We start from the raw sequence: 12,945 nt of genomic DNA, 5'->3' as shown, positions 1-12,945 counted from the left end.
ATTATTTAACCTGAAGCGTTATTCAATACTACAAGATGTTATTTAAGCACCTGACTTATATTTGTATTGATTGGTAAATGCGTCTACTTTTAAAGCAATGCCTTAAATCACATGCCCATCAGGATATCGCCTATGACCACAAAACGCCCGACAAATCCGCCTGTTGTTGATGACGAAATTATTGCTGTCAGACCTGCTGCGGCAACTAAAACCGGAAAAGTGAGTACAGAACGCCATATGTATTTTACCGAGCGGGATCTGAATAGAATTTTGGCTAATCTTGATGGTTTGCGGCAAACCGTTTTTCCTTCCAGTATGCTTGAGCATGAAGTGAACGCTCAAAAACAGCAACATTTCCCCTCCGTTTGCCTTATCGGCTTAGGCCGCTGTGGTTCTAATATTGCTTTAGATGTTGCCTCGCTAGTTTATAGTGCGCGTAATTTTTATTTGAATGAATTTAATAGCCAAGAAAAACAAAATAATGAACAAGAATATCGCCCAATGCGTTGGATTAAGCGCAGCTTACATTTAAAGGCTTCTCATACACTTAAGCCTGTTTTTCTTATTGAACCTCTCGTCATGCTGGGGGATCTGGACAAAGACATTGAGGGGCGTATTCGCTTTTCTAATAAAAGTGAAAGTAGCGGCTTCTTGCGCGATTATACCAAAATGAAAATTATGGATTTATCAGAAGTTCACGCTGGCGGTGCAGGTAATGCGCCGATTTTGGGACAATATTTGGCAAAAATTATTTTAAATAAAGAAACACAGCGCTTTTCTAATGCAGACTGGAAATTTATTCACTCCTACCTTATCGACTCCTGTGGTATCAAGGCTAATCAATCACGCCTCTATTTTTATATTTTCAGTGCTGGCGGTGGTACAGGCTCTGGCATGGCCTCTGAATTTGGCTTAGCCCAACAATATGCCTATATGAGTAAAACCTTTGATACCCGAACCTTACCGGAGAGTGAAGAGAATCGTGGTCATTCTTTTGTTTTCGAACCGATCTTCACCAGTGGTATCTGTATTCTTCCGAATATTTCTGACCATGGAGTAGAAATGTCGGAAGCGCTGCATATTAATGCTGGCCGCTTGTTATGTAAGTATCTTGCTGAAGAATGGGATTTTTCTTACAACTTTGACCAAGAGGAGAAAAACGATACCAATGCGATGCATCGGATCCGGCCATGGAACGCCATGATGCTTATCTCAAACGATATTATGCGTTATGCCGAAGAGACGGATGATGGCGATATTCAGCATATTGATGTAAATACCATGGAGAGATATGCAAATCAGTACATTTCACAGCAAATATTTAATATTTTAACCGCTCAAGCTGTCACCACTGATTATGACGAAAACTATTTCCGACGAGCAGGAATTGATATTGGTGAAACCATCAGATTGGATGCCAATGATCTGTTTATGAGCCTCGCTGGGCCAGTGGCCGTTGCTTATGCAGAATCCGTTATGCCTGGCGAGGCAGGTGCGACAGAAAAACCAAAACTTTTTGACAAACAAAGCACCTCAGGTTTAGATATCGATGATTTATTCTTCCGCTCCATCGATTTGCCACATTTTAATAAGGTGACTCAAGCTATAGAAGGGATAAGTTTACTGCCGATAGAGTCCACACGTTATCGTGCTATCTTAGCCGATTTTCAAAAGAGCGGTTATGATGCAACCGAAATGAAAGATCTGCACTTCTTTAAAAATTGCTCTTCCGTCGTCTCTATTGTGTCATTACCTAAAGACTACAAATTATCCTATATTGATTTAAACAAGCTAAAGTCACATCTTAATAATTTATTCCCCAATACCACGTTAAAACGTTATGCACTGGTTATTGGTGCTTCTGCCAATATTTCTTTGACTACACTCATCGCCAAAAGCCCATGCCTAAGCGATGACTTCCTGACGCTGATTGTGGCGTATATCAAGCGCTGTTTCGCCGTGGATAATTATCGTTTTGATGAGAAACTCGATTCAGCGATGCTGGACTTTATTCGTAGCGAACAATTTGATGAAGAATTAATTGATAACATGCTAAATGAGTTTGAGAATCCGGCAAAGATTCTTGATACCAACTGGTATGCGATTAAACCTATGTATGAAAAGAAATATCGCGAACTCATTAATAGTAAAGATAAATTCATTTCTATCAACGATATTCGCTTATCACGCGATAGCGTGAAAAAAGCCATTAAATATTTACGTGAAATCTACCGCCATAAAATCAGTAAGACGCGGGTTATCTCACTTTATCAAAATAGCGATAAGGCTGAGTAAACTGATTATTGCGTTGCACTACCCTTTAAACAACTCAAGGCCGCATAGCGGCCTTGAGTTGTCGGGATTATTGTTATTAACAGACTTTAGTTAACCAACCGTGGCTATCTGCCACTCTACCCCATTGAATATCATTTAGAGCCTGACGCAAGCTAGCGGTAGTTGTACCGGCTATACCGCCACCCACTTGATACTCTTTGCCAGCATGAATCAAAGTGCCTACCGGTGTTAATACCGCAGCAGTGCCTGATAAGGCCGCTTCTGCACCGGGTTTGACCGCACGCTCTAACAGCTCATCCACCGTCAGTTCGCGTTCGGATACCTGCATACCACGATCACGCGCCAGCGTTAAAATAGAATCACGAGTAATACCATGTAAGAAAGAGCTATCTAATGCCTTGGTGATAATCTCGTTACCGTCAATCAGCAAGAAATTAGCGGCACCGGTTTCCTGTACATCACCATTAGGGCAAAACAAAACCTGATCCGCCTGCACTGCAGCGCGCGCTTTCATAATTGGCTGCAGCGCACTGGCGTAATTACCGCCACTTTTAACCATGCCCATATGCGTGGCACAACGCGCAGAATCTTCCAACAATAAGCGCAGCGCTTTGGCTCCACCCGCAAAATAATCACCTACTGGCGATAACAGTACGTAAAGTAATGAGCTTAAGCTAGGCGCCGCAGCCTTACCAATTGAAGCCTCAGTACCAATATGGGTTGGCCGAATATACATAGAGCCAGGTGGCTGCGGTACATCTGCGGCATAACGACGCACAATGTCGGTGATCATCTGGCTTAGCATGGCACCGTCTACTTGGGGTAACGCCAGTAATTCACTGCTTTGTTGTAAACGTGCAACATTTCTGTCCATCCGAAATACATGCACCGAGCCATCAGCATGTCGAAATGCTTTCATACCCTCAAAGCAGGTACTGGCGTAGTGCAATACATGTGCACCTGGGTGTAAGCTAATACTGTCTGTCGGGACTATTGCCGGTTGGCTCCAGCAATGGTTTTCAAAACTAGAGACAATCATCTCTGGGGTAAATACGGTGCCAAATGCTGCCATGTTTAATTCCTGTTGTAGAGTAACAAGCCAGCGAGGCTGGCTAGGTCAAAACGTTATTATTAAAAAACTATTATTGAGTACCGCCAACGGTAAGCGCATCTAATTTTAGGGTGGGCTGACCGACGCCCACGGGCACGCTTTGGCCTTGTTTACCGCAGACTCCAACACCGCTGTCAAGTCGCATGTCATTGCCAACCATAGAGACCTGCTGCATGGCCTCAGGGCCATTACCAATCAGGGTTGCGCCTTTAATCGGTGTTGTAATTTTACCGTCTTCAATCAGATAGGCTTCTGAAGCTGAGAATACAAACTTACCCGAAGTAATATCAACCTGACCACCACCAAAATTAGGGGCATAAATGCCTTTTTTAACACTGGCAATAATTTCTTCCGCTGCATAATCGCCCGCCAGCATATAAGTATTGGTCATTCTGGGCATGGGCAAATGCGCAAAGGATTCACGTCGACCATTACCTGTTGGGGGGACACCCATCAGCATGGCATTGTGTTTATCTTGAATATAGCCTTTCAGAATACCGTTTTCGATCAAGACATTGTATTGACTTGGCACACCTTCATCATCAATGTTCAACGAACCACGACGTCCTGTCAAAGTGCCATCGTCAACGATAGTACAATGTTTTGAGGCGACCTGCTGGCCAATCCGACCACTGAAAGTGGATGAGCCCTTACGATTAAAATCCCCTTCCAAACCATGACCAACGGCCTCATGCAGCAATACGCCTGGCCAACCTGAACCCAGAACAACAGGCATGGTACCGGCGGGCGCATCTACCGCCGTTAAATTTACTTGCGCCATCCGAACCGCTTCGCGTGCAAAGTGTTGCCAACGCGGCTGACCATCTTGCTCGGCAGAAAAATAATGATAGTCGGTACGCGCACCACCACCGGCACTACCTCGCTCACGCCGACCATTATGTTGTAATAACACAGAGCAGTTTAAGCGCACTAAGGGACGAATATCCGTGGCAAAAGTACCGTCACTTGCTGCAACTAAAACTTCCTCGTACACGCCGGTTAAACTCACCATCACTTGCTCGGCGCGGCTATCCAAACTGCGGATAAAGGCCTCAACCTGATGTAATAAAGCAACCTTTTCGGTGTTGTTTAAACTCTGCAATGGCTCACAAGGCAAATAAATGTTGCTATTACTACTACGGCTAAAGGCTTTTACGCTACCCTGCTGTCCCTGTGCTGCAATACCTCTGGCGGCCATAGCCGCTTGTTGCAACGCGGCGGCATTAATACTATCGGCATAAGCAAAACCGGTTTTTTCACCACTAATGGCTCTCACCCCAACGCCACGCTCGATGTTAAAGGATCCGTCTTTAACTAAGCCATCTTCCAAAACCCAAGATTCGTGCACACTGGATTGAAAATACAAATCAGCATAGTCGAGCTGATGCGCAAACAAGAAGCCTAGTGTTTGCTCCAGATCACGCTGGCTCAATTCTGAGGCATTAATCAGATTGTGTTCTACTGCATTCATGGTATCAGCTCACTGTTAAATCGGTTATGTTGCTTAATCGGCATTTTATTCGCCAGTTGCTGGCACTCCGCCAGATCTACTGCCACCGAAATAAAGCCCGGGGCTGTCCCAGCATCTGCTAAAATCTCACCCCAAGGATTAATAATCAGGCTATGCCCAAAGGTTTCCCTGCCATTGGCATGTACGCCCGTTTGCCCAGGTGCGACCACAAAACACTGGTTTTCAATGGCTCTTGCCCTTAACAAACTATGCCAGTGAGCGGCGCCCGTAACTTGCGTAAACGCAGAGGGTACGCTTAACACATTCATACCTGCGGCGGACAAAGCCTGCATTAACCCTGGAAAACGTACATCATAACATATCGACATCCCGAGTTTCAGGCTACCCTGTGTAGATAATGTGAGTTTAGTTCCTGGTAAGGTGGTTGCAGACTCTGCATAATTTCCGGTGTTATCTGCAACCTTAACATCAAATAAATGTAGCTTTTGGTAATCGGCCAATAAGGTACCATCAGGTCCAAATAATAAACTGCTGGCAGCAAAACGCTTTGGGTCTGGCGTAGTCGTGGGTAAACTGCCAGCGACGAAATACAACTGGTATTGCCTCGCTAACGCAGCGCATTGTTGCTGTAACTTGCCCTGCCCCAGCGCTGCAGCGTAGGAAAGTTGTAATCCATCTGCACCACCAAACACGGCAAAACATTCAGGCAGTACCACTAAATGTTGCGGTGATGTCGGTAATAGCGCCAGATAACGACTCAGCTGCTGAAAATTTGCTTCAGGATCGGGCTGACTATTCAGTTGAATGGCACTCAGCTGCCACTTAGTCGCTGCGGGGTTGGTTGTTATCATCTGTAATAGGCTCTGGCTGGGCAACACGAATCGGCACTGGCACTTCGGTACTGTGACGATTCACCTCTGTGACCACGGGTTGATCAAAGCTGCCTGTCACCGTAAAGTTAATACGAGAAATCACCTCTGCCGATTGAAAAACTTCATCCAGTGCTAAGGCGGCAAGTCCCGTTGCAGGATTCACCATCCAAGCAATAATGACGGGTAAACTAGACGTCACTTTAGGTGCAAAAGACATCTGGTAATCCATCTCTCGCTTTACCAGATCGGCATAGCCTTGAATACTTAAATTACCCGGAACGCCATCAATAGTAACATCACTGGTTTGCGCTACGCCTTGGTGCAAGGTCAGGCTGCCATTCATTTTATTGTAAAAGAAGCCCTTACTAAACACATCCCGAAAATCGAGTCGCAATTTCCGCACTAAAGAATCTAAACTGAATAATGAAAATAAACGCGCCCCTTGATCACTTACCTCTGTCAGCGAACCATCGCCTAAGTTAAATTGCACTTTACCGTTTAACTGCTCTAAACGAAATTGCTGTGGAGCGCCAGCCCAATTCAGCTGAAAGGCAATATCACTCCGGCTGCCACTGATAGCAGAGCTGATTTGATATTCGGCTAATAAGGCTCCAAGATTCGGTGTGAAAAATGTCCCCTGAAACTGACTTAGACCGATAAGGTTATCGGGTTGCCACTCTCCGGTGATACTCAATTTATTCCCTTTATAATCCGAGGTAAAACGCTTTAAATACCAAGCATTTTCCTCGGCAATACTTTGGAGTTGGACTTTGCCAAACCGATAATTTCCCAAGGAGCAGTCGTTACAATTGAGTTGTAATGGCACTATCTCTGTTAACCAGTTCTGCGCCTTTAGCTCTGCAAGAGGTAAGGCGATCTCTGTCTGCGGCTCGACATCACTATTAGGCACATCGAAAAGGCGAGAAGTGTATGGCAAGTGCAAATAATCAAGTTGCACTGCCATCCCTTTATTCTGCCAATCATGGAAGAATTGCCAACGGCTAGCCAGCTCTGTGCCGTACAAGTTTAATTGCCACGCGTCTTCAGATGGCGTTAACTCAAAAACGGTATTTGTTAGACTAAACTGTGCAGGCAATTCAACCTTGCCAATTTTACCGCGCACCTTATTTAGGGCAGGAAACAGGGCGTTATTGCCTGATGAGTTTGCCAGTAGGGGTTGCAAAAAACTAATCCACGGCACTAGTTCAACTTGGGGCAGATTTACGTCAATATTAAATCCTTTACTACTTAAGCCAAGATCTTCATCGCCAAACGTTAGCTGTGCCCGGCTGATTCGCCCAGTTTGATGTGACAACTCAGCCTGAAAGTGTAATAACTGTTGATAATCACCAGTAATATAACTTTGCTCAGTATCGCCATGCGCAATCAACTGCAACTGTGCTGCTTGCTGCAAAGGTTTTTCATAAGGTGCAGGTAAACTCAGCGCAAGTTGCGCTAATTGCGCTTGCCACTGAGCTTGATAGCTAAAACCTTGGGGCGGTAATACCAAGGCAAGTTCGAATTGCCAATCTAAGCTACCTGCAAGAACATCCTGCGGTGTAGCTAACACAGTATTGATCTGTTCTGCTTGCGCTGCGCCAGCCAAAGTCAAATTAAGCTGATATCCTGCAGATTGTTGCTCGCCAGTGAACTCACCTTTTGCGGGTAATCCATGCCAAAGAAATTGTAATTGTTCGGCTTTAAGCTGCTCATTACGAAAATGAATACGTCCAGTCAGTTGCTGTAAATCTAAGCGTGGCGCTTGGATATTCGCGCTAACGCCTAAAAGCTCCGCGCTGCCACTGGCAATCACGCTGGGCTTGGTTAACCCTATTTCAAGTAATAAATCACCCTGTATCGGGCCGGATAGCCCAAGATGCGCCAGCGTTTTACCTAAGTTAGCTTGTAGCGGAGACTGCAACATAAATTCAGTCAGCGTGGCACTGTCAATCGCCTTATTGAGTCGAACATCCAACTGCTGAGCATTGAACAAATCAGTTATACTTGCCGTAACGGGCTCAGTTAATGATAGAAGCCCCAAGTACCCGCCGTTTGCCTCAATCAGCATGCTCGCATTTTCAAACCATAAAGTAGCATTAAGCTCGGTTAATGCTGGCCAGTCAGGCGCAAACTGCAGCACAACATCTTCTAAATCAGCCCTAACTTGAAAGTGCCCTTCTGCTTGCCGAAATGGATAATGATGAAAAGCACCTTGCCAGAGCACGGTAGCTTGCGTTAACTGACCGCTGTCAATTGCCGTCGTAAGATAATCGCGGGTTCTACTTGGCATATAGCGTTGCGGGAAATAGTGGCTAGCTTTTGCCGCATCTAGGGCGGTTAGCTGGGCTAATAAGGCTAATTCTGGCTGTTCTTGCAAATCTAGCTGAGCTTTAGCATGAAGCTGGAAATCTGCTGTGTCTAATTGAAATGTCGGCAAGGATAGCTGCCAGACGGCATTCTCTCGTATTAAACGAATCTCTGCGTTTAGCTGCTGATAGTACCAATTGTCCGCAAAAAGACCATCCCAAGACAAATACTCTTGTTCACCGGAAAGCAGTAACCAAGCAAAATCATTAGCCGCCCAAAACTGGCCTTTTAAAGAGGCAAAACCGGGGAGATCTTGCCTTGGCTGACTACCAAACTCGGTAAATTGTCCATAAAGTCGAAAGGCATCCTGTTTAAGACTAAGATGTAACTGCTGCAAGTGCCCCGTTAGCTGATGGGCAAGTAAATTTTTAACCAGTTGGCTATCTTCAGCAAATAACTGTAGCAAAGGCTCAATTGCTGCTAACTCAAACTCGTGTAAATTGACAAAGAGACGATCCTCAATTTGACTTAACTGCAACTGCCAACCTGACCACTGTTCCTGCTGGCTAGCCAAACTCATTTCGCTGGAAAAAAGTTGCCAACCCTCCGCGGTAGGCTGCCATAATAATTGTCCAGCGCCTAACTTCAGGCTGTATTGCTCGCCCGCTCTTTGCCAATGCAAACGGTTATCCGTTAGTTCAAGCTGAACCTGTTTTAATTGCCCCTGTTCGATAGTGCCCCAAGCTTCCAGATTAATACTGGCTTTTTGCAAACGACTGGTTTGAGGTAACCACTGACGAAATAGCGGTAATAGATCTAACTGCGCACTTTGCACATACAATTTGCCATTAGCATCACTAAGCGTTGTCCCCTGTAAATCGAGAATCACACTTAGGTTATTTGCTGTAACGCCCGCTATAGCGAACTCGCCCTCGCCTTGATGTCTAAGACCTTCATTACGCCAGTTTAAGCGACTAATCTCCAAGACTTGTTCCGGTTGCTCCTGACTGACTAAAATTAACTCGCTATCTTTGAGAGAAAAATCTTTTAATCGACGAAAAAATAGCTGCTCTAGCCCCTGTAACCGCGCAGCAGGATTTGGTTGAGATGTTGTGTTAGCACTTAACAAGGTATCGAGATTTAACCAATAGCGTAGGCCATTTAATTCAAAATGCTCAGCTGTAAACTGGCGCGACAAAATACTTTGCCAGAAGTTTATGCGGATGGAGGCTTCAGCAATTTCTAATTGCACCTTACTGTCTGCAACGACATGGACGTCTTGCAACAGTAGTGCTGGCCCATACTTATGCCAGGTGGCATTGATGTTTTCGATGGCAACAGTGACACCCAGCTGCTGACTGAGCACCTGCTCTATATGATCTTTATAACTTTCTGCATAAGGTAGCGCTATTCGCAGTAACGATACCACCGTTGCTAGGACGACCAGACACATTGCTAGTGCTATCCAAAGCTTATGCAGGCAGTAGTAGCAAGCCTGCTTCGTTTTTTGCACTACATCATTACCACGTCAAACTGCTCCTGCGTATACATAGGTTCACTCTGTATACTGATTTGTTTACCAATAAAAACCTGCAATTCAGCCAGGCTATGAAACTCATCGTTGGTCAGCGCATCTCTAACCACAGGTGACACATAAACCACAAACTTGTCGGCAGAGTAAGCGCGATTAACCCTAACAATTTCACGTAAGATTTCAAAGCAAACCGTTTCTACCGTTTTTAACGAACCTCGCCCTTTACAAACAGGACATTCTGAACACAAGATATGCTCGAGGCTTTCTCGTGTTCTCTTGCGAGTCATTTCTACTAAACCAAGTGCGGAAAAGCCATGGATATTGGTCTTCGCACGATCACGGGCCAAGGCTAATTCTAAACTATGGAAAACCCGGCGTTTATGCTCTTCGTTTTGCATATCGATAAAATCAATGATGATAATACCGCCAAGGTTACGAAGCCTTAGCTGACGTGCAATAGCCTGAGTTGCTTCAGTATTGGTATTGAAAATGGTTTCATCCAAATTACGGTGACCAACAAAAGCCCCAGTGTTCACATCAATTGTTGTCATGGCTTCAGTTTGATCAATCATCAAATAGCCACCACTTTTTAGCAAAACCTTGCGTTCTAATGCGCGCTGAATTTCATTTTCGACATCAAACATATCAAAAATCGGTCTTTCACCCGGATAATATTCAAGCAAAGCCACATTTTGTGGCATAAACTCATCACAAAAAGCGGTTAGCTGCTGAAAAGTCAGTTTCGAATCTACTCGTACTCGCTCTAATTCTGTCCCAACAAAATCACGTAGTATCCGATAACTTAGCGTAAGATCTTCATAGACGACACCTTCTTTACGGGTGTTTTTCTTACGTTTGATGACTTTGCTCCAGAGCTTTTTTAAGAACTTTGCATCTTGCGTTAGCTCTTCCTCTGTTGCACCTTCAGCAGCCGTCCTTACAATAAAACCACCGGTATCATCCATGCATTTGCTAACGATCTCTTTTAAACGCTGCCGCTCACTTTCGCTCTCTAATCGCTGCGAAACTCCGACATGCGCAGAATCTGGCATAAAAACGAGATAGCGAGAAGGCAAGGTAATGTCGGTAGTCAAGCGAGCACCTTTTGTCCCTAAAGGATCTTTTACGACCTGCACTAATAAATATTGCCCTTCACGCACTAATACTCGGATATCTTTACTTGCTACAGGCTTAGTCTCTAGCTCACTGGCTTCGTGGTGCTGCACAATATCTGAAGCATGTAAAAATGCGGCTTTATCTAGACCGATATCGACAAAGGCAGCCTGCATCCCAGGTAATACCCGGCTGACTTTACCGACATAAATATTACCGACTAAACCAAGTCGTGCTTGTCGCTCTATATGTAACTCTTGCAAAACACCATTTTCAATTAATGCAACCCGCGTTTCGGTTGGCGTCACATTAATTAACAACTCTGCACTCATGTCGACCTCTGTAGCTGTTTTAATAATAGGTCGGTTTCGCATAGTGGTAAACCAACAACAGCACTATAGCTGCCCTTTATACATTCAACAAACTTACCCGCTCGCCCTTGAATGCCATAACCACCGGCTTTGTCGGTTGGTTCACCACTTTGCCAGTAGTCACTCATCTCTTGCGTACTAATGTGTCTAAACCAAACATCTGTACTAACCAGTGTTTGCCAATGCTGACTGGGGGTTACCAATGCCACTGCCGTTATAACCTGATGGCAACGCCCAGACAGCTGTTGCATCATTTGTAAGAAATCAGCTTTATCTATAGGTTTGCCAAGAATATGCTTATCAATGACTACACTTGTGTCTGCACCTAACACTGGCAATTGTCCAGCCAATAACTGCATCCCCTTTTGTGCTTTTGTTAACGCTAAACGGCTGACATAAGCTGCGGCAGATTCATTGTCTAAGATACTTTCATCAATATCAGGTGTAACCACATCAAAAGAAACATCAAGTTGCTGAAGCAGCTGACGGCGACGGGGTGAAGCAGAAGCGAGAGCGATTTTTGGGTACATTATTGAATCTTTAATTGTCGGCGATAACGTCTTAGCAACCAAAATAACCAAGGCCAAACGATCATACCGATTAAAACCGGCCACAAGTAACCAGGGCGGAAATAGACCCCAGTGAGGAAATGACTTAACCAAAATAACAGTAATTGATACAAGGCCAACATTAATCCGATTAATACACTTTGCTGGATCACGGCAAAGTTGCGGATCTTCAAATGATTTACTGCAACAACAAAGGCCACCACAGAAAATGCTAAGGCATTTACGCCTAATACGGTTCCCACCAGCACATCAGTAAGTAACCCCATTAAGAAGGCAGTTCCGATATTAACTCGTCTCGGTAAGGCTAATATCCAATAGATCAAAACAAGTAGTACCCAATCAGGACGAAACAAGTTGAACTGAAAAGGCACGGGAATAACCGTTAGCAACAACGCAGCTAATAGACTCAAGTAGATAAAACCGATACCTTGACTCCGCCGCATTAGTTTTCATCCTCAATTTGCTGTATCGCTTCAACTTGCGAGCCTGGCCATAATATCAGCACATGTCGAATTCGATCTAAATAGGTGTAAGGTTTGGCGTGAACCGTCATAAAAGGCTGCGTTGCATCTCTTATCACTTCCACTACTTCTGCCACCGGATATCCCTCAGGAAAACGGCCATCGAAGCCGGAGGCAAGTAAGCGATCACCCTCTCTAATATCTGAACTAAGTGGCAGATGAATGACTCTCAGCAAATCCCATTGCCCTATTCCTTCAGCAACAGTGCGAATTCCGGTTCTCTCGGCACGAACTGAAATAGCGTGCGTATTATCAGAAATGAGTAAGACGCGGCTACTGGTTGGTCCAACGCTAATAATTTGTCCGACAACGCCTTTCTCATCAATAATAGGTTGGTGGACAGATACACCGTCGTTAGTCCCTTTATTGATAACAACTTGATGTGAAAAAGGATGACTATATACAGCAAGAACCTCAGCGATTAAACGTTGGCCTTGCACTACTGGAGCAGATCCCATTAGTGCACGTAATTTATTGTTTTCTTGTTGCAGAAATTCTAAAAGCAAAAGTTGCGCATCCTGCTGCAACAACCTTTCTTTTAATTGTGAGTTTTCAGCTAGCAACTGCTGCTGTGAGGTAAGTTGCTCGGAAGCACGCGCGATTAAACTCTCTGGTAAGCTAGCTGCATAAAATAACGGACTTACGGCAGTATTAAGTAAACTCCGAATTTGGGTTGCGCTTTCTGTATACCTATCAATAAACATTAGCCCAACGCTGCAGGCTATTGCAAAAACTAAGCGCAGCCCAAGTGCTGGGCCGCGGTTAAAAAAGTCATTCATGA

General features: G+C 44.7%; 8 protein-coding genes and 1 pseudogene. 1 reads left to right on the top strand and 8 read right to left on the bottom strand.

The features are described 5' to 3' along the window. Window positions 1-132 precede the first annotated feature (132 nt). Window positions 133-2,295, top strand: a complete 2,163-nt coding sequence (locus ACO1PK_RS08310) for a hypothetical protein (RefSeq protein WP_423185181.1) — start codon at window positions 133-135, stop codon at window positions 2,293-2,295. Between the two features lie 76 nt (window positions 2,296-2,371). Here ACO1PK_RS08310 and ACO1PK_RS08305 read toward each other — a convergent pair. The 8 genes and pseudogenes from ACO1PK_RS08305 to mreC form a co-directional block, all read right to left on the bottom strand. Then, a pseudogene (locus ACO1PK_RS08305) lies at window positions 2,372-3,370 on the bottom strand (branched-chain amino acid aminotransferase); the annotation flags it as partial. A 67-nt stretch (window positions 3,371-3,437) separates the two neighbouring features. Further along, window positions 3,438-4,877 carry a metalloprotease TldD gene (tldD, locus tag ACO1PK_RS08300; RefSeq protein WP_423185180.1) on the bottom strand — a complete coding sequence of 480 codons (1,440 nt, stop codon included), beginning with the start codon at window positions 4,875-4,877 and terminating at the stop codon, window positions 3,438-3,440. Further along, a complete protein-coding gene (locus tag ACO1PK_RS08295) occupies window positions 4,874-5,728 on the bottom strand; it encodes a carbon-nitrogen hydrolase family protein (RefSeq protein ID WP_423185179.1) in 855 nt (284 codons plus the stop codon). The genes tldD and ACO1PK_RS08295 overlap by 4 nt, the downstream gene beginning before the upstream one ends. Beyond that, window positions 5,700-9,569: a YhdP family protein gene (locus tag ACO1PK_RS08290; RefSeq protein ID WP_423185178.1), complete on the bottom strand. Its 3,870-nt coding sequence runs from the start codon at window positions 9,567-9,569 to the stop codon at window positions 5,700-5,702. Before ACO1PK_RS08290 ends, ACO1PK_RS08295 begins: the two co-directional genes overlap by 29 nt. Further along, window positions 9,569-11,035: a ribonuclease G gene (gene rng / locus ACO1PK_RS08285; protein ID WP_423185177.1), complete on the bottom strand. Its 1,467-nt coding sequence runs from the start codon at window positions 11,033-11,035 to the stop codon at window positions 9,569-9,571. Before rng ends, ACO1PK_RS08290 begins: the two co-directional genes overlap by 1 nt. Beyond that, window positions 11,032-11,604: a Maf family protein gene (locus ACO1PK_RS08280; RefSeq protein WP_423185176.1), complete on the bottom strand. Its 573-nt coding sequence runs from the start codon at window positions 11,602-11,604 to the stop codon at window positions 11,032-11,034. Before ACO1PK_RS08280 ends, rng begins: the two co-directional genes overlap by 4 nt. Then, entirely contained in the window at window positions 11,604-12,086 is a 483-nt protein-coding gene (gene mreD / locus ACO1PK_RS08275) for a rod shape-determining protein MreD (protein WP_423185175.1), read from the bottom strand. The genes ACO1PK_RS08280 and mreD overlap by 1 nt, the downstream gene beginning before the upstream one ends. Beyond that, window positions 12,086-12,943, bottom strand: a complete 858-nt coding sequence (gene mreC / locus ACO1PK_RS08270; RefSeq protein ID WP_423185174.1) for a rod shape-determining protein MreC — start codon at window positions 12,941-12,943, stop codon at window positions 12,086-12,088. Before mreC ends, mreD begins: the two co-directional genes overlap by 1 nt. Window positions 12,944-12,945: the final 2 nt, after the last annotated feature.

Origin of the sequence: Alishewanella sp. d11 (genome assembly GCF_049390205.1) — a bacterium.
Lineage (GTDB): Bacteria > Pseudomonadota > Gammaproteobacteria > Enterobacterales > Alteromonadaceae > Alishewanella.
The sequence above is the reverse complement of the archived record's forward strand: the minus strand, read 5'-3'. Positions and strand labels throughout refer to the sequence as shown.

What these genes read in the sequence shown, in the direction of transcription:
- mreD (WP_423185175.1), bottom strand. Translation starts at nt 12,086, where the DNA reads ATGCGGCGGAGTCAAGGTATCGGTTTTATCTACTTGAGTCTATTAGCT.
- ACO1PK_RS08310 (WP_423185181.1), top strand. Translation starts at nt 133, where the DNA reads ATGACCACAAAACGCCCGACAAATCCGCCTGTTGTTGATGACGAAATT.
- rng (WP_423185177.1), bottom strand. Translation starts at nt 11,035, where the DNA reads ATGAGTGCAGAGTTGTTAATTAATGTGACGCCAACCGAAACGCGGGTT.
- tldD (WP_423185180.1), bottom strand. Translation starts at nt 4,877, where the DNA reads ATGAATGCAGTAGAACACAATCTGATTAATGCCTCAGAATTGAGCCAG.
- ACO1PK_RS08295 (WP_423185179.1), bottom strand. Translation starts at nt 5,728, where the DNA reads ATGATAACAACCAACCCCGCAGCGACTAAGTGGCAGCTGAGTGCCATT.
- mreC (WP_423185174.1), bottom strand. Translation starts at nt 12,943, where the DNA reads ATGAATGACTTTTTTAACCGCGGCCCAGCACTTGGGCTGCGCTTAGTT.
- ACO1PK_RS08280 (WP_423185176.1), bottom strand. Translation starts at nt 11,604, where the DNA reads ATGTACCCAAAAATCGCTCTCGCTTCTGCTTCACCCCGTCGCCGTCAG.